Raw genomic sequence first — 15,833 nt, forward strand, 5'->3', positions numbered from 1 at the left:
TCACCAAAGCGGTGGTTTCGCAAGGGAAAAGGCGCCCGGCTTCAGCCCGGGCGCCCCGCCGGCTAGCGCCGCAAGATGGTGCGGCCGGCATAGCGCGCGGCCGGCCCCAGATCCTGCTCGATCCGGATCAGCTGGTTGTACTTGGCCAGCCGGTCCGAACGCGAGAGCGAACCCGTCTTGATCTGCCCGCAATTGGTGGCCACCGCGAGGTCGGCGATGGTCGCATCCTCGGTCTCGCCGGAGCGGTGGCTCATCACCGCCGTGTAGCCGGCGCGATGCGCGGTCTCCACCGCCTCCAGCGTCTCGGTCAGCGTGCCGATCTGGTTCACCTTGATGAGGATGGAATTGGCTGTGCCCGTCTCGATGCCCTGGCGCAGGCGCTCGGGGTTGGTCACGAACAGGTCGTCGCCCACCAGCTGCACCTTCGCACCCAGGCGGTCGGTCAGCAGCTTCCAGCCGTCCCAGTCGTCCTCGTGGCAGCCATCCTCGATGGAGACGATGGGCCACTTGGCGCAGAGCGCCGCCAGGTAGTCCACCATGCCGCCGGCATCGAGCGTCTTGCCCTCGCCCTCCAGCACATACTTGCCGCCGTGGTAGAATTCGCTGGCCGCGCAGTCGAGCGCGAAGAGGATGTCCTCGCCCACCCGGTGGCCGGCCGCCTCGCAGGCCTTGGCGATGAAGGAGAGCGCCTCGTCCGCGCTGCCGATGTTCGGCGCGAAGCCACCCTCGTCGCCCACATTGGTGTTGTGGCCGGCGTCGTGCAGCGCCTTCTTGAGTGCCGCGAAGACCTCCGCCCCCACACGCACCGCATCGGCGGCCGTGCCGGCGGCCACCGGCATGATCATGAATTCCTGGATGTCGATCGGGTTGTCGGCATGCTTGCCGCCATTGATGATGTTCATCATCGGGACCGGCAGGGTGCGGGCGAAGGTGCCGCCGACATAGCGATAGAGCGGCAGTTCATGCGCGTTGGCCGCCGCCTTCGCCACGGCCAGGCTGACCGCCAGGATGGCATTGGCCCCCAGGCGCGACTTGTTGGGCGTGCCGTCCAGCTCGATCATCAGGTTGTCGATCTTCACCTGCTCGGAGGCATCCATGCCGCCGATGGCGTCGAAGATCTCGCCCTCCACATTCGCGCAGGCCTGGCGCACGCCCTTGCCGCCGAAGCGGGACTTGTCGCCATCGCGCAGCTCCGCCGCCTCATGCGCGCCGGTGGAGGCGCCGGAGGGGACGATGGCGCGGCCCTGGCTGCCATCATCCAGGACCACCTCGGCCTCGACGGTGGGGTTGCCGCGGCTGTCGAGCACTTCGCGGGCGACGATATCGGCAATGGCGGGCATGGGTTTTCCTTCCGGCAGCGATGCGCGGCGGATAGGACGGCCCCCGGCAAAGGGCAAGCCGGGGCTTGCGCAGGTTGAGTTATGTTATACTATCACATTCATGCCCTTCCTCTGCGAAGCCTTCGCCCCGCCCGCCACCCCGGTGGCCGAACCCCCACCCCGCGCCGTGATCTCCACGGTGGAGACCGTGCTGCTCACGGCCCTGCACCAGGATGTGGGCCTGGCGCTGTGGTTGCGGGACATGCCGGACGGCTGGAACCGCGAGGTGGCGCCGCTCGCCTCTGCCGGCCCCTTCCGCGCCATGGGCGAGGGCACGCCGGACGAGGCGCTGGACGCGGCGGTGGCCAGCCTGCCCGGCCCCGCGCCGCTCAACCTGCTGTCCGATGCGCTGCGCCTCGCGCACATGTTCGCCGCACTCACCCGCGCCACGCATATCCGCCTGCGCTTCGACGGCATCACGGGCGATGCCTGCCGGAAGTTCCATGTGGACGCGGTGGGGTTGCGCCTGCTCGTCACCTATGCCGGGCCGGGCACGCAATGGACCATGGCGGATCAGGACGCCGTGCCGCATGAGGTGCCGTTCGGCGCCGTCGCCCTCTTCCGTGGCCGGGCGCGGCCTGGCGGGCATGTGCTGCACCGCTCGCCTCCGCTCTCGCACCTCCCCGAGGCCCGCCGCCGGCGCCTGGTGCTCTGCATTGACGAAGCGGGGTGCTGCTGATGGCACGGCCCCTTCCCGTCACCGTGCTCTCGGGCTTCCTGGGCGCGGGCAAGACCACGCTGCTGAACCACATCCTCGCCAACCGCGAGGGGCAGCGCGTCGCCGTCATCGTGAACGACATGAGCGAGGTGAACATAGACGGCGCGCTGGTGGGCAACGATACCTCCGCGCCCCTCCGGGGCGACGACACATCCGCGCCCCTCCGGGGCGACGGAAGCCTCTCCCGCACCGAGGAGAAGCTGGTCGAGATGTCCAATGGCTGCATCTGCTGCACGCTCCGCGAGGACCTCATGCAGGAGGTGGCGAAACTCGCCGCCGAGGACCGCTTCGACGCGCTGGTGATCGAGAGCACCGGCGTCAGCGAACCCATGCCCGTCGCCGCCACCTTCGACTTCACGACCGAGAGCGGCTTCCGCCTGGGCGATGTCGCCCGCCTCGACACCATGGTGACGGTGGTGGATGCCGGCACCTTCCTGGAGGATTATTCCAGCGCCGACACCCTGGCCCGGCGCGGCGAGACGGCGGGCGAGGGCGACACCCGCCAGCTCGTGGACCTGCTGGTGGAGCAGGTGGAGTTCGCCGACGTGATCCTGGTGAACAAGGCCGATCTGGTGACGCCGGAGGAACTCGGCCGCCTCGCCGGCCTGCTCGCCACCTTCAACCCGCGCGCCGAAATCCTCTCCACCGCCCATGGCCGCGTGCCGCTGGCCAAGGTGCTGGGCACGGGCCGCTTCGACTTCGAGCGCGCGCAGGAGGCGGCGGGCTGGCAGCAGGCGCTGCTCGGCGGCCACCTGCCCGAGAGCGAGGAATTCGGCATCACGAACTTCGTCTGGCGCGCCCGCCGCCCCGTGCATCCCGGCCGCTTCAAGGCGCTGATCGAGGGCGACCTGCCCGGCGTGGTCCGCGCCAAGGGCTTCTTCTGGCTGGCCACGCGCCATGCCTGGGTGGGCGAATGGCAGCTCGCCGGCCGCGTGGGCCGCCACCAGGGCGCGGGCCATTGGTGGGCCGCCGTGCCCCCCGGTCGCTGGCCGGAGGATGCCGGCTGGCGCACCATGATCGAGCGCCTTTGGGAGGAGCCCTTCGGCGACCGGCGGCAGGAGATCGTCCTCATCGGCATCGGCATGGACGAGGCTGCCTTGCGCCGCCAATTCGACGCCACCCTCTGCACACCGGCCGAGATGAAGCGCGCGCGCGACCTGCCCGACCCCTTCCCCGCCTGGACCGCCTGACGAACGGCCCTTGCGCCAGCCTCCCAAGCTGGCATTGATGACGTGATGTTGCCCATCGCCATCATCGGAGCGGGCCTCGCGGGGCTGACCGCCGCCCGCCTCCTCGCCGCCGCGGGGCGTCCCGTGCGCGTCTTCGACAAGGGGCGCGGCGTGGGCGGGCGGCTGGCCACGCGCCGCATCACCCATGACGGCGTCACCCACAGCTTCGACCATGGCGCGCAATATGTCCGTGCCGAGGGCAAGGGCTTCGCCGCCCTGCTGGACGAAATCCAGGCGCGGCCCTGGCCCGATTCCCTGCGCCGCGTGCCGGCCCCCGGCATGTCCGCCCTGGGCCGCGCGATGGCGGGCGGGCTCGACGTCACCACCGCCTGCGAAATCCGCGCCCTGCGGCAGGAGGAAAAGGGCTGGTTCCTCGACCACGCCGCCGGCGCGCAGGGCCCCTTCGCCGCGGTGCTGGTCACCACCCCCGCCCCCCAGGCCATCCCGCTGCTGGCCCCGCACGCGCCCCGCCTGGCGCGGAGCCTGGTGGGCATCCGCTACGCCCCCTGCTGGACGGTGCTGGCCGGCTTCGCCACGCGCCTGCCCCTGCCCGACACGCTGCGCCACCGCGGCATCATCGGCTGGGCGGCACGGGACAGCAGCAAGCCCGGCCGCGACGCCAGCCAGGAGAATTGGGTGATCCAGGCCAGCCCCGGCTTCTCCGCCGCGCATCTGGAGGAGACGCCGGAGCACGTCATCGCGCCTTTGCTGGCCGCCTTCACGGCCGAGACGCCGCTCTTCGCCCAGGCCCATCGCTGGCGCTACGCCCTGCTGCAATCGCCGCTGGGGGCGCCCTGCCTCTGGGATGGCGCGCTGGGCTATGCCTCGGATGGCTGCCTCGCGGGCCGGGCCGAGGCCGCCTTCGACAGCGGCACGGCGCTGGCCCAGAAGGTCCTGGCCGCGTGAGCCGCCCGCGCCCCGCCTTCGCCGATGACCTCGCCGCCACCCGCGCGGAAGCCTTCGCCCTGATCTCCCGCGGCGTAGCCGACCGGCGCAGCCCCTTCCACACGCCCACCCTGGCCACCATCGGCCTGGACGGCGCGCCGCGCGCCCGCACCCTGGTGCTGCGCGGCTTCGACGCCGCCACCCGCAGCCTGCGCCTGCACAGCGACGCCCGCAGCGGCAAGCAGGCCGAACTGCTGCGCGACCCGCGCGCCTGCCTGCACCTCTACGACCCCGGCCATCAGGTGCAAATCCGCCTGGAAGGCCAGGCCAGCCTGCACCGGGATGACACGGTGGCGGATGCGGCCTGGGAGGCAAGCCGCCCCTTCAGCCGGTTGTGCTACGGCATCGAGCCCGCGCCCGGCACGCCCGTGGCGGAGCCGCCGCCCGCCCCTGCCGAGATGGGCGAGGGCCGCGCGCATTTCATGGCGCTGCGCCTCGTCTTCGCGCGGATGGAATGGCTCTGGCTCGCCGCCACCGGGCATCGCCGCGCCCGTTTCACCTGGACCGCGGCGGGCCAGGAGGAGGCCACATGGCTGGTGCCCTGACCCCCGATGCCATCCGCGCCGAAATCCTGCGCCAGACCGCCGAGCGCGGCCCGGAGAAATCCATCTGCCCCTCCGAGGTGGCGCGCGCCCTCGACCCCGAGGACTGGCGCCGCCACATGACGGCCGTGCGCGGCGTGGCCGCCGTGCTGTCGGCCGAGGGCGCGGTGGACATCCTGCGCAAGGGCAAGCCCGTGCCGCCCGAGGCCATGCACGGCGTCATCCGCCTCAGGGCGCGGCCGCCCGAATGAACGCGCTGCGCGCCTGGCTCGGCCGTGGCGAGGCAGGGCTGCCCCCGGCCCAACCGCTGGATTTCGACACCCTGGTGCCGCCCCGCTCGCCCAATGCCTGCCTCGCCGCGCCGGCGGGCCACCCCTGGGCGCAACTCACCACGCCGCCCTACACCACCCCGCCCGAGGCCCTGTTCGACGCCCTGCTGGAGGTGGCGGCGGCCGAACCGCGCACCACCCGCCGCGCCATGCCCGACGCCGGGCTCCGGGCGCAATGGGTGCAGCGCTCGGCCATGGCGAACTTCCCGGACCTGATCCATGCGGAGGTCCGGCCCGCCAGCGCCGGTTCCGTGCTGCGCCTCTATTCCCACAGCCTGCTGGGCTGGTCGGACATGGGGGTGAACCGGGCGCGGATGTCGCGCTGGCTGGCGGCGCTGGCCGCCCGGCCGCTGCCGCCCCTGCCAGCCCCGGCAGCCGCCGCGCCTCCCCCTGCCCTGCCTTCCCCTGGCCCGCCTCTCATGCCCTCGCCCCTCGCCATGGCGCTGGCCGCCAGCGCGGCCGGGCGGCATGTGCTGGTGGTGGGCGATGCGCCCTCGGCCGTGGCGGCCCTGGTGCTGCACGCCCTCAGCCATGGTGCCGCCAGCGCACGGGCCTATTCCGCCCGACGCCCCGACGATGCGGATGGCCAGTTGCGCGCGGCCGGCACCGCGCTGGGGCTGGAGGCGGTGGCCGAAGCGCTCCTCGCCCGCGCGCGCGTCGGCACCACCGCCCAGATCGAGGGCGCCATCGACCCGCCCTGGCTGTGGTGGCTGCGCGGGAAGTGGGACGCGCCGGACCTTGCCGCCCGCCTCGGCCCGCTGGACCTGGTGGTGGACCCCGGCAACCTCGCCGCCGCCGAGGACCCCGGCCACCGGCTCGCGCAACTGCGCGGCAGCGGGGCGCGGGGCCTGCTGCTGGGCTGCCTGGTGCCTGCCCCGGGCGCCGCACCCGGCTTCGAGGCGGAGAGCCTCTGGCATGCCGGGCGGCTGGACGAAGCCGCCTCCGCCGCGCTGCACGCGCACCTCTCCGCCCAGGGGCTCGACCTGCCGCAGCTTCGCCTCCTGCCCGCCGGCATGACGCCAGAGGCCGCCCGCGCCGCCGGAATCGAGCAGCCCTACTGGTGGTTCCTGGGCGAGGCCGCGCTGCGCCGCCTGCTGGCCGAAGCCGGCTGGACCCCGCGCGAGGCCACCCGCCACGGCCCCCATCTGCTGCTGAGCGCCACCGCCGCATGAGGCGCCAGCGCATCTGCCTGCTGACCTTCGACTTCGTGGGGCCCGTGCGGAACGGCGGCATGGGCACGGCCTTCCTGGCCTGCGCCGAGGCCTTCCGCGACGCGGGGCACGAGGTCACGGTGCTCTACCCCGCCGCCTATACCGAGACGCTGCCGCTGACCCATTGGCGCGCGCACTACGCCGCGCGCGGCATCGACTTCGTGGCCCTGCACCTGTCGGGCCAGGAGAAGGAACAGGCCTACGGCGCCTGGCAATGGATCAAGTCACGCCACTTCGACGCCATCCATTTCCATGAGATGCGCGGCATCGGCCATTGGCTGGTGGTGGCCAAGCGCTGCGGCCTCGGCCTCGCCGACACCGCCCTGGTCTGCCAGGTCCATAGTCCCACCCTTTGGCACCTGGCCCATTCCGGCACCTTCCTGCGCCATCTGGAGGAGCTGGAACTCGACTGGATGGAGCGCAGCAGCGTGCAGGGCGCCGATGTGGTCATCGCCCCCTCGCGCTACATGCTGGCCGAGGTGGCGCGCATGGGCTGGCGCCTGCCGCCCCGCAACGGCGTGCTGCCCAACATGCTGCCACAGGGCTTTCCCGCCCGCCCGCACGGGGATGCCACGCCGCATCCGGTGGAAGAGCTGGTCTTCTTCGGGCGGCTGGAGGCGCGAAAGGGCCTAGACCTGTTCTGCGAGGCGGTGTCGCGACTTCAGGAGGCGGGCACGCCCCCCGCGCGCGTCACCTTCCTGGGCAAGATCGCGCAGATGGAGGGCTGCCACGCGCTGGCCTGGCTCGCGGTGGCCACCTCCGGCTGGACCTTTCCCTGGCAGGTGGTGAATGACCGCGACGTGGCGGGCGCGCGGGAATACCTGTCGGCGCCCGGGCGCCTCGCCGTCATCGCCTCCGCCATGGAGAACGCGCCCTATGCCGTGATCGAATGCCTCGCGGCCGGCATCCCGCTGCTGGCGCCGGAGGTGGGCGGCATTCCGGAGCTGCTGGCCGCCGAGGACCATGCGCGGCTGCTCTACCCGCGCAACCCCCGCGCGCTGGCCGCCGCCATGGGCCGCGCCCTGGCGCAGGGCATGGCGCCTGGCCGCGCCGCCGTGACGGCCGAGGGCGCGCGCGAGGCCTGGCTCGAATTCCAGGGCGGGCTTGCGGTGCCGCCGGCCGCGCCCGCGCTGCGGCGCGACGCGCCCCCGCTGGTTTCGGTCTGCATGGGCGCCTTCAACCGGCATGAGACGCTGGCGGACGCGATCGCCTCCATCGAGGCGCAGACCCACCCGGCCATCGAACTCATCCTGGTGGATGACGCCAGCACCTCCCCCGCCACCCTCGCCTTCCTCGACGCGCTGCGCCCGCGCTTCGCCGCGCGGGGCTGGAAGCTGCTGCGCAATGCGGAGAATTCCTGGCAGGGCGTCACGCGCCACCACGCGGTGGACGCCTCGCAGGGCGAGTTCCTGCTGTTCATGGATGACGACAACTTCGCCTGGCCCGAGGAGGTCGCGACCTTCGTCTCGGCCGCGCTGCATTCGGGCGCGGATGTCTTGACCTGCCAGAACCAGCCCTTCCACGGCGGCGGCCGCCCACCCGACACCCGCGCCCGCCAGCCCAGCCTGTGGATGCCCATCGGGCCCGCGCCCGCGGTCGGCGCCTTCGCGAACATGATGGGCGATGCCAACATGTTCATGCGCCGCGACGCCTGGGACCGCATGGGCGGCTTCACCCGCGACCGCGCCTATTTCGAGGATTGGGAGTTCCTGCAGGCCGCGTCCCTCGCCGGGCTGCATGTCGAATGCCTGCCCGAACTCCTCTACTGCTACCGCATCTGGGACGGCGCGCAGACCGCCGCCCATGCCGCGGATTTCCTCTACCGCAGCCATGCCCGCGCGCTGCGCCCCACGCTGGAGGCGACCCCCGAGGCGCTGCGCCCCGCGCTGCGCTTCGCCGTCGAACGGCACCTCGCGGGCATGCAGGTGCGGCGCGAGGGGTTCTGGGGGCGCGGCCTGCCCCTTTCGGGCGAGCAGGCGCTGATCAGCCAATTCGCGCCCAATGGCGCCGAGGCCATGCTGGCCTTGGCCGAGGCGGTGGCGGTGGCGGGGCGGGCCGAGACGGCGGCGCTGCTGGCCGAACAGGCCTGCCGGCTCTCGCCCGGCCACCCGGAGGTGACGGGCCGCGCCGCGGCCCTTCAATCGGCGCGCGCCAGCACCTCCAGCACCGCGTCGCCATAGCGTTCCAGCTTGCTTTCGCCCACGCCGGGCACGCCGCGCAGCTCCGCGAGGCTGCCGGGGCGGCGGGCCGCGATCTCGCCCAGCGTGGCGTCGTGGAAGATGACATAGGCCGGCACGCCCTGGGCGCGGGCCTCGGATTTGCGCCAGTCCCGCAGGGCGGCGAAGAGCGGATCGCCCTCGTCGGCCGGGGCGCGGTCGGCGCGGGGGCGGGAATGGCGGGGGCCGAGGTTGGGCGTCTCGCGCAGCATCAGCCGCTGCTCACCGCGCAGGATGGGGCGGGCGGCCTCGGTGGCGACCAGTTCGCCATGGTTCTCCACCCGCACATCGAGCGCGCCCGAGGCCACGAGCTGCCGCGCGACGCCCCGCCAGGTGCCCTCCGGCAAATCGCTGCCCACGCCGAAGGTGGGCAACTGGTCATGGCCGTGCTGGGCCACCTTGTCGGTCAGCCGGCCGCGCAGCACGTCCACGAGGTGCCCGAGGCCGAAGCGCCCCCCGGTGCGGACGGCGGCACTCAGCAGCTTCTGGGCGGCCACCGTGGCGTCCGACAGCTTGGGGGGTGCCGCGCAGACGTCGCAATTGCCGCAATCCTCGGTGAGGTCCTCGCCGAAGCAGCGCAGCAGCACCCGCCTGCGGCAGGTGGCGGCCTCGGCGATGCCCACCATGGCGTCCAGCCGCGCGCGCTCGATGCGCTTCTGGTCGTCGCTGGCGGGGCTTTCCTGGATGCGGTGGCGGGCGAGCGCGATGTCGCCGGGCCCGTAGAGCAGCAGGGCGCGGGCGGGCATGCCGTCGCGCCCGGCGCGGCCGATCTCCTGGTACCAGCCCTCCGGCCCCTGCGGCAAAGCGAGATGCGCCACGAAGCGCACATCCGGCCGGTCTATGCCCATGCCGAAGGCGATGGTGGCGCACATGATGACGGCATCGCCGCGCGCGAAGCGGTGATGCGCGTCGCGCCGGGCCGCGCTGTCCATGCCGGCATGGTAGGCGGCGGCGTCATGCCCGTCGGCGCGCAGCCAATCGGCCGTGGCCTCGGCGCGCGCGCGGGTGCCGCAATAGACGATGCCCGCACCCGTGCCGTGGATGGCGGTGCGGAGGAAGGCGCGCAGCTGCGCCCTCTCCTGCTCGCGCGGCTCGGCGGCGAGGTGGATGTTCGGGCGGTCGAAGCTGGCGCGGAACACCGGGTCGTCCCGCAGGCCCAGTTGGCCGCGGATGTCCTCCACCGTGCGCGCATCGGCGGTGGCGGTGAGAGCGAGGCGCGGCACGCCCGGGAAGGTGTCGCGCAGGAAGGAGAGCGCGCGGTATTCCGGCCGGAAATGATGCCCCCACTGGCTGATGCAATGCGCCTCGTCCACCGCGAACAGCGCGATGGGCAGTTCGGCCAGGCGCTCGATCATGCCGTCCATCGCCAGCCGCTCGGGCGAGACGTAGAGCAGCTTCAGCGTGCCGTCGAAGACGCCGCGCCAGATCGCGCGGCGGTCATGTTCGTCCAGGTCCGAGTGCAGCGCGGCGGCGGCCACCCCCTGCTGGCGCAGGGCGGAGACCTGGTCCTCCATCAAGGCGATCAGCGGCGAGACGACCACGGCCAGCCCGTCCCGGCACAACGCCGGCACCTGGAAGCAGAGCGACTTGCCGCCCCCCGTGGGCATGAGGACGAGGCCGGAGCCCCCTTCCATCACATGCGCCACGATCTCGGCCTGGCGGCCGCGGAAGCCGGGGTGGCCGAAGACCTCGTGGAGAACCTGCGCCGGCTCGCGCGGCATTACCCGCGGGCCCTCACTGGCGGGCGAGGCGGATCTCGACGCGGCGGCTCTCGATCGGCGCGGCCTCGAAGGGCACCGGGCCGCGCGGCACGACGAAGATGCGGTCCCCCGCCACGCCGGCTTCGCGCAGCAGGTCCGCCACATGGCGGGCGCGGCGGTCGGACAGTTCGCGGTTGAAGGCCACGCCGCCGGCCGGGCCGGCATAGCCGAACACGTTCACCCGCGCGTAGGGATGGCGGGCGGCCCCGCGGGCGGCGCCCTGCACCACGGCGCGGCCGGCATCGTCCAGCGTGTCGCCGTCAATGGTGAAGAAGACGACGTCCACCGGCTCGTCTTCCAGGCGCCGGCCGGTGAGGTTGTTGAAGCTCTCGCAGCCCGCGAGGATCAGCGGGGCGGCGGCGGTCAGGAGCATGCGGCGGCGCATGGCGATTCTCTCCGGGGGTGGGGTGGGAGGCTATCCGTCCAGCAACCCCGCTCTCGCGTCAACCGGCGGCTGGTAACAGCCGGCCGCCCGCCAGGCGCAGGACACGGTCCAGCGGCTCCACCCCGGTCAGTTCATGGGTCAGCAGCAGCAGGGAACGCCCCTCGCAGGCGGTGCCGAGCGTCACCAGGAAGGAGCGCGCGGCCTCGGCGTCCAGGCCCGCGGTGGGTTCGTCCAGGATGAGGATGTCGGCGGGCGGCAGCAGGGCGCGGGCGAGCGCGATGCGCCGCGCCTCCCCGCCCGAGAAGCGGGCGCCGCCCTCGCCGCAGAAGGTGTCGAGGCCCTCGGGCAGGCCGCGCACGAATTCGCCCACGCCCGCCTTGGCCAAGGCGCGCCACAGCGCCGCATCCGGCGCGCCGGGGGCAGCGATGCGCAGGTTGTTGGCGATGCTGTCGTCGAACAGCCGCGCGTCCTGCGCCAGATAGGCGATGCGGGCGCGCAGTTCGGGTGCCGCCAGGGTGGCGATGTCGGCGCCGCCCAGGGTGATGCGGCCGCCCTGGGGGGCCGCGAACTTCATCAGAAGTGCCGCGATGCTGGACTTGCCGGCGCCGGAGGGGCCCAGGATGGCCAGCCGCTCGGCGGGGCGCAGCGTGAGGTCCAGCCCGTCCAGCACCGGCGGCATGCCCGCGCGCCAGCCGAAGCGCACGCCCTCGAAGCGCAGATCGCGCCCCTCGGGCATGGCGGCGGGGGCCGTGGGTTCGGCCACGGGGGGCGGGGTGTCGGTGGTCTCGAAGAGGCGTCTCGCACCCGCGCCGGCGGTGGCCAGCGCGGCCCCCGCGCGGGGCATCAGCCCCAGCATCTCCAGTGCGGCGATGCCCAGGAACAGGGCCAGCACGGCCAACGCCGCCCCCGCCTCGCCGGCCCAGAGCCCCCAGGCAAGGCCGCCCAGCAGGGCCAGCTGGGTCAGCGTCTGGCCCAGCGCGCCCGCCATGGCCCCGCGCCCCACCAGGCGCCGCTGCGCGCGCATCATGGCGGCATCGGCCTGCGCGAGGCGGCGGGCGGCGGCGGGCTCGGCATTGGCGGCCAGCGTGTCCTCCAGCCCGGCCAGCGGGTCCACGGCGGCGGCGCGCATCTCGCCGCGGCGGGCGGCGGCCTCGGTGGCGGCGCGGGCGGCGGCGGGCGCCAAGGCGAGCGGCAGCACCAGCGCCAGCAGCAGCGGCAGGGCCATCAGCACCAGCAGCCAGGGCTCGGCGCCCAGCAGGATCGCGATGGCCAGCACGGCGGCGAGCGCCCCCGCCGCCGGCACCACGGCGCCCAGGTAGAAACGGTCCAGCGCGTCCACATCGGCGATCAGGCGTCCCAGCAGGTCGCCCGAGCCGCCCATGCCGATGCCGCCGGGGCGGCGCTCGGCCAGGCGGCGAAAGAACCAGACGCGGGTGTCGGCGAGCGCCCGGAAGGCCGCGTCATGGCTCGCCATGCGTTCCCACCAGCGGGTGGCGGGACGGATCAGCACGAAGGGGCGCAGCCAGAGCAGGGCCGCGATGCCGATCAGCCCGCCCCCCGTGACGCCGGCCGCCACCCCCTTGCCCGCCAGCGTCATGAGCGCGATGCCCGACAGCGCCGACACCATGGCGATGGCGAGCCCCGCGACCAGCGCCGGCCAGCGCGACCGCCACAGCCGCGCCACGCGGAACAGATCACTCCACATGCGACACCGCCATCCGCCCCGCGCCCAGTTCCAGCACCCGCGCCGACAGCCCGCGCAGCTGCGGCGAATGGGTGGCAATGATGGCCGTGCGCCCGGCGCAGAGGCGGGCGATGGCCTCCATCACCTCGGCCTCGGTGCCGGGGTCGAGCGCGGTGGTGGGCTCGTCCAGCAGGATGAGGGGGGCGTCGCGCAGGAACGCCCTGGCGAGGGCCACGCGCTGGCGCTGCCCGCCGGAGAGGCCATAGCCCCCCTCGCCCACCTCGGTGTCGAGGCCCTGGGGCAGGCGGCGGGCGAAGGACATGACGCGGGCGGCCTCGGCGGCGCGGGTGATCTCGGCGGCGCTGGCGTCGGGGCGCGCGAGGGCGATGTTCTCGCGCAGCGTGCCCTGGAACAGATGCGCCCGCTGGCCGACATAGGCCGAGAGGCGGCGCAGCTCGGCGGGCTTGAGGCGCGTCGCGTCCTGCCCGTTCAGCGCGATGCGGCCCGAGCTGGGGCGCGCGAAGCCCATCAGCAGCTTCAGCACCGAGGATTTGCCGCTGCCCGAGGGGCCGACCAGCAGCAGCGTCTCGCCGGGGCTGACGGCGAAGGTCAGGCGGTCCAGGGCGGGCCTGGGATTGCCCTCGTAGCGCAGCGCCACCTCGGTGAAGGCCACCGTCACGCGCGGCGGCATGGATTCCAGCAGCAGGCCCTCGGCCGGCGGCGCCTCCAGCAGGGGGGCGAGGTCGGCGGCGGCACCCCGCGCCGACATCGCCTCGTGATAGGCCTGGGAGAAGGTCCGCAGCGGCTGGAAGAAGGCCGGCACCAGCAGGATGCAGAAGATGGCCGCCACGGGGTCGGGGTGGTTCGCGCCCAGATGCGCCCCATGCCGCCAGGCGAGGTAGGCGATGCTGCCGGCGGCCAGCAATTCCAGCACGGTGGTCGAGAGGAAGGCCACGCGCAGCACGCGCATGGTGCGGGTGCGGAATTCCTCGGCGACCTGGCCCAGGTGCCGGGCCTCGTCCTCGGCGCGGTTGAACTGCACCAGGGTGGAGAGGCCGCGCAGCCGGTCCACGAAGCGGCCGGAGAGGCGGCCCAGCACGTCCATCTGGCGCCGGCTCTCCCGCGCCGCGCCGATGCCGGTGACGGCCATGCCGACCGGCACCAGCAGCCCCATCACCAGCAGGACCAGCGCCGTGACCCAGTCGGCCCAGGCGGCGACCAGGATGATGGTGGCGGGTGCGAGGATGGCCAGCGCCACCGCGGGCAGCCAGCGGGCGAAGAAGCCGTCCAGCGCCTCCACGCGGTCCACCAGCAGGGCGGCCTTCTCGCCCACGCCGCGCTTGTCGTCGGGGCCGAGTTCCATCAGGCGCGCGAAAAGGGCGGTGCGGAGCTTCGCACGCGCGGCCTCACCCGCCCGGTTCTGCGCGGCCTCCTGCGCCATGCCGAGGCCCGCCATGGCCAGCACCAGCAGGGCGGCGATGCCGAGATCCTCCCAGCCGCCGCCCGCGAAGCCCAGCAGCGTGGCCAGCACGCGCGCGATCAGGAAGGCGAGGCCCACGGCGCAGAGCGTGGTGGCGAGGCCGAGCGCGACCGGCAGCGCCACGCGCCCCCGCTGGGCGCGCGCCTGCCGCATGAGCCAGGCCGACGCCGCGCGGCCATTCGAAGGCGATTCCATCCCTTCGGTTCTTAAGGGAATCGCGTCGGTTGCGCCATGTCTTGCGGGACAAGCTTCCCCTTGCGACATGAACGCCAGATGAAGGATCGGACCATGTTGCCCAGCCACGGCCGCTACGACTATCTGCCCTGGGCCCAGCGCCCGCGCCAATCCTGGCCCGGTGGGCGCAAGCTCGCGGTCTATCTCGGCGTCAACCTGGAGCATTTCGCCTTCGGCGAGGGGCTGGGCGCGGAACTCGCCCCCGGCGGCCCACAGCCCGACATCCTGAACTACGCCTGGCGCGACTATGGCAACCGGGTCGGCGCCTGGCGGCTGTTGCAGATGCTGGACGAACTCTCCCTGCCCGCCACGGTGCTGCTGAACAGCGCCATGTACGGCTACGCGCCGGACCTCGTCGCCGCCCACCGCGCGCGCGGCGACGAGATCGCGGGCCATGGCCGCACCAATAGCGAACGCCAGTCCATCCTGCCCGAGGCCGAGGAAGCCGCGATGATCGCGGAATCCACCGCCGCCATCACGGCCCATGAGGGGGCGGCGCCGCGCGGCTGGCTCTCGCCCTGGATCGCGGAAAGCCGCGTCACGCCGGACCTGCTGGCCGAGGCCGGTTACCGCTACACGCTGAACTGGTGCATGGACGACCAGCCCGTCTGGATGCGCACCCGCGCCGGCCGGCTGCTCGCCATCCCCTACCCGCAGGAGGCGAACGACATCCCCTCCATCGTCGGCCGCAAGGATGGGGCGGAGCAGTTCGCGGACCTGCTCATCGCGGATTTCGCCGAACGGATGCGCCAGGTGGCCGATGGGCTGCCGCAGGTGATGGGCATCGCGCTGCACCCCTATATCGTGGGCCAGCCCTACCGGCTGCGCGCGCTGCGAAGGGCACTGACCGTGATCGCGGGGCAGCGCGAGGCGGTGTGGATCACGACGGCGGGCGGCGTCTTCGACCATTGCATGACCTGGCCGGAAGGAGCCCTGCGATGACGCGCACCCTGTTTCTCATGGCCCTGCTGGCGCTTTCCGCCTGCGGCGCCACCCGCCCCGGCCCCGAGACGCCCGCCACGGTGGAGCGGGTGGACCTGCAACGCTATCTCGGCCTCTGGCACGAGGTGGCCCGCCTGCCGCAGAGCTTCCAGGACAGCCGCACGCTCCGTTGCGAGGAGACGACGGCGGAATACACCGCCGCCGGGCCGGGGCGCATCACCGTGGTCAATTCCTGCGTGAACGGCCTCGACCCCGCCCGCCCGCGGCGCGACGCGCGCGGCCAGGCCTATGTGGTGGAGGGCAGCGAGGGCGCGCGGCTGCGCGTCAGCTTCTTCTGGCCCTTCTTCGGCGACTACTGGGTGCTGGGGCTGCACCCGGACTATCGCTGGGCGCTGGTGGGTTCGCCCTCGCGCAGCTCGCTCTGGCTGCTGTCGCGCACGCCCGAGCTGGAGGAGGCGGAGGTGGAGCGCGCGCTGGCCATCGCGCGGCGCGAGGGGTTTGACCTCACGCCACTGATTCGGGCGTCGCGCTAACCCAGCGGCCGATTCACGGCTTCGGTGACTCCACCGAAGCCGATCGGACGCTAGAGCATGCTGCGTTCACATGCGTTCACGCCGCCTGCTCCAACCTTTGTTGAGAGCGGGATTCAGCGTTTTCGGTGATTCCACCTCAACGCATCCCGCTCTAGGCTCCGGACTCATTCAGCACCAGCAGATGATCACGGCGGCGATGGCGACGGCGGAGGCGAAGTTCCGAGCGAGCTTGTCGTAGCGGGTGTG

Annotated in this window: 14 protein-coding genes; 9 read left to right on the top strand and 5 right to left on the bottom strand. The window is 73.2% G+C overall.

Going from position 1 to position 15,833, the window contains the following annotated elements:
• Positions 1–62: 62 nt before the first annotated feature.
• The gene (gene eno / locus GGQ83_RS12120; protein WP_184384290.1) at positions 63–1,340 is read right to left on the bottom strand and encodes a phosphopyruvate hydratase; all 1,278 of its coding nucleotides are present in this window, start codon (positions 1,338–1,340) and stop codon (positions 63–65) included.
• A gap of 100 nt (positions 1,341–1,440) precedes the next feature.
• On the opposite strand from eno, the gene GGQ83_RS12125 reads away from it, so the two are divergent.
• Genes GGQ83_RS12125 through GGQ83_RS12155 form a run of 7 tightly spaced genes read left to right on the top strand, consistent with a single transcriptional unit; the run spans position 1,441 to position 8,533 of the window.
• Entirely contained in the window at positions 1,441–2,058 is a 618-nt protein-coding gene (locus tag GGQ83_RS12125; RefSeq protein WP_184384292.1) for a DUF1826 domain-containing protein, read from the top strand.
• A complete protein-coding gene (locus GGQ83_RS12130; RefSeq protein WP_184384294.1) occupies positions 2,058–3,287 on the top strand; it encodes a GTP-binding protein in 1,230 nt (409 codons plus the stop codon). The genes GGQ83_RS12125 and GGQ83_RS12130 overlap by 1 nt, the downstream gene beginning before the upstream one ends.
• A 45-nt stretch (positions 3,288–3,332) precedes the next feature.
• Entirely contained in the window at positions 3,333–4,232 is a 900-nt protein-coding gene (locus GGQ83_RS12135; RefSeq protein ID WP_184384296.1) for an NAD(P)/FAD-dependent oxidoreductase, read from the top strand.
• Positions 4,229–4,816 (top strand): pyridoxamine 5'-phosphate oxidase family protein, encoded by a 588-nt coding sequence (locus tag GGQ83_RS12140; protein ID WP_184384298.1) that lies wholly within the window; start codon positions 4,229–4,231, stop codon positions 4,814–4,816. Before GGQ83_RS12135 ends, GGQ83_RS12140 begins: the two co-directional genes overlap by 4 nt.
• Positions 4,801–5,064, top strand: coding sequence for a DUF3253 domain-containing protein (locus tag GGQ83_RS12145; RefSeq protein ID WP_184384300.1), 264 nt, complete (start codon positions 4,801–4,803; stop codon positions 5,062–5,064). The genes GGQ83_RS12140 and GGQ83_RS12145 overlap by 16 nt, the downstream gene beginning before the upstream one ends.
• Positions 5,061–6,314: a DUF1499 domain-containing protein gene (locus GGQ83_RS12150; RefSeq protein ID WP_184384302.1), complete on the top strand. Its 1,254-nt coding sequence runs from the start codon at positions 5,061–5,063 to the stop codon at positions 6,312–6,314. The genes GGQ83_RS12145 and GGQ83_RS12150 overlap by 4 nt, the downstream gene beginning before the upstream one ends.
• A complete protein-coding gene (locus tag GGQ83_RS12155) occupies positions 6,311–8,533 on the top strand; it encodes a glycosyltransferase (RefSeq protein WP_184384303.1) in 2,223 nt (740 codons plus the stop codon). Before GGQ83_RS12150 ends, GGQ83_RS12155 begins: the two co-directional genes overlap by 4 nt.
• Here GGQ83_RS12155 and recQ read toward each other — a convergent pair.
• The 4 genes from recQ to cydD all read right to left on the bottom strand — a co-directional run bounded on the left by recQ (position 8,491) and on the right by cydD (position 14,031).
• On the bottom strand, positions 8,491–10,290 hold the full coding sequence (recQ, locus tag GGQ83_RS12160; RefSeq protein WP_184384305.1) for a DNA helicase RecQ: 1,800 nt from the start codon (positions 10,288–10,290) through the stop codon (positions 8,491–8,493). The genes GGQ83_RS12155 and recQ overlap by 43 nt on opposite strands.
• Positions 10,291–10,303: 13 nt before the next feature.
• Entirely contained in the window at positions 10,304–10,702 is a 399-nt protein-coding gene (locus tag GGQ83_RS12165; RefSeq protein WP_242535078.1) for an OmpA family protein, read from the bottom strand.
• Between the two features lie 70 nt (positions 10,703–10,772).
• The gene (cydC, locus tag GGQ83_RS12170) at positions 10,773–12,419 is read right to left on the bottom strand and encodes a thiol reductant ABC exporter subunit CydC (protein ID WP_184384309.1); all 1,647 of its coding nucleotides are present in this window, start codon (positions 12,417–12,419) and stop codon (positions 10,773–10,775) included.
• On the bottom strand, positions 12,409–14,031 hold the full coding sequence (gene cydD / locus GGQ83_RS12175) for a thiol reductant ABC exporter subunit CydD (RefSeq protein WP_260170773.1): 1,623 nt from the start codon (positions 14,029–14,031) through the stop codon (positions 12,409–12,411). The genes cydC and cydD overlap by 11 nt, the downstream gene beginning before the upstream one ends.
• A gap of 135 nt (positions 14,032–14,166) precedes the next feature.
• Here cydD and GGQ83_RS12180 point away from each other — a divergent pair, with 135 nt between their 5' ends.
• Together GGQ83_RS12180 and GGQ83_RS12185 are read left to right on the top strand one after the other, a co-directional pair.
• Positions 14,167–15,054 (top strand): polysaccharide deacetylase family protein, encoded by an 888-nt coding sequence (locus tag GGQ83_RS12180; protein WP_184384313.1) that lies wholly within the window; start codon positions 14,167–14,169, stop codon positions 15,052–15,054.
• Complete coding sequence (locus GGQ83_RS12185) at positions 15,051–15,587, top strand: lipocalin family protein (protein ID WP_184384315.1); 537 nt, start codon at positions 15,051–15,053, stop codon at positions 15,585–15,587. The genes GGQ83_RS12180 and GGQ83_RS12185 overlap by 4 nt, the downstream gene beginning before the upstream one ends.
• The last annotated feature ends 246 nt before the right edge of the window (positions 15,588–15,833 follow it).

This window comes from Roseococcus suduntuyensis (assembly GCF_014196305.1).
In the GTDB taxonomy this organism is placed as follows: Bacteria; Pseudomonadota; Alphaproteobacteria; order Acetobacterales; family Acetobacteraceae; genus Roseococcus; species Roseococcus suduntuyensis.

Excerpts from the sequence above, each read along its gene's own strand:
- GGQ83_RS12165 (WP_242535078.1), bottom strand. The coding sequence starts at position 10,702 with ATGCTCCTGACCGCCGCCGCCCCGCTGATCCTCGCGGGCTGCGAGAGC.
- GGQ83_RS12180 (WP_184384313.1), top strand. The coding sequence starts at position 14,167 with ATGTTGCCCAGCCACGGCCGCTACGACTATCTGCCCTGGGCCCAGCGC.
- GGQ83_RS12185 (WP_184384315.1), top strand. The coding sequence starts at position 15,051 with ATGACGCGCACCCTGTTTCTCATGGCCCTGCTGGCGCTTTCCGCCTGC.
- eno (WP_184384290.1), bottom strand. The coding sequence starts at position 1,340 with ATGCCCGCCATTGCCGATATCGTCGCCCGCGAAGTGCTCGACAGCCGC.
- GGQ83_RS12125 (WP_184384292.1), top strand. The coding sequence starts at position 1,441 with ATGCCCTTCCTCTGCGAAGCCTTCGCCCCGCCCGCCACCCCGGTGGCC.
- cydC (WP_184384309.1), bottom strand. The coding sequence starts at position 12,419 with ATGTGGAGTGATCTGTTCCGCGTGGCGCGGCTGTGGCGGTCGCGCTGG.
- GGQ83_RS12150 (WP_184384302.1), top strand. The coding sequence starts at position 5,061 with ATGAACGCGCTGCGCGCCTGGCTCGGCCGTGGCGAGGCAGGGCTGCCC.
- GGQ83_RS12130 (WP_184384294.1), top strand. The coding sequence starts at position 2,058 with ATGGCACGGCCCCTTCCCGTCACCGTGCTCTCGGGCTTCCTGGGCGCG.
- GGQ83_RS12145 (WP_184384300.1), top strand. The coding sequence starts at position 4,801 with ATGGCTGGTGCCCTGACCCCCGATGCCATCCGCGCCGAAATCCTGCGC.
- GGQ83_RS12135 (WP_184384296.1), top strand. The coding sequence starts at position 3,333 with ATGTTGCCCATCGCCATCATCGGAGCGGGCCTCGCGGGGCTGACCGCC.
- recQ (WP_184384305.1), bottom strand. The coding sequence starts at position 10,290 with ATGCCGCGCGAGCCGGCGCAGGTTCTCCACGAGGTCTTCGGCCACCCC.
- GGQ83_RS12155 (WP_184384303.1), top strand. The coding sequence starts at position 6,311 with ATGAGGCGCCAGCGCATCTGCCTGCTGACCTTCGACTTCGTGGGGCCC.
- cydD (WP_260170773.1), bottom strand. The coding sequence starts at position 14,031 with ATGCGGCAGGCGCGCGCCCAGCGGGGGCGCGTGGCGCTGCCGGTCGCG.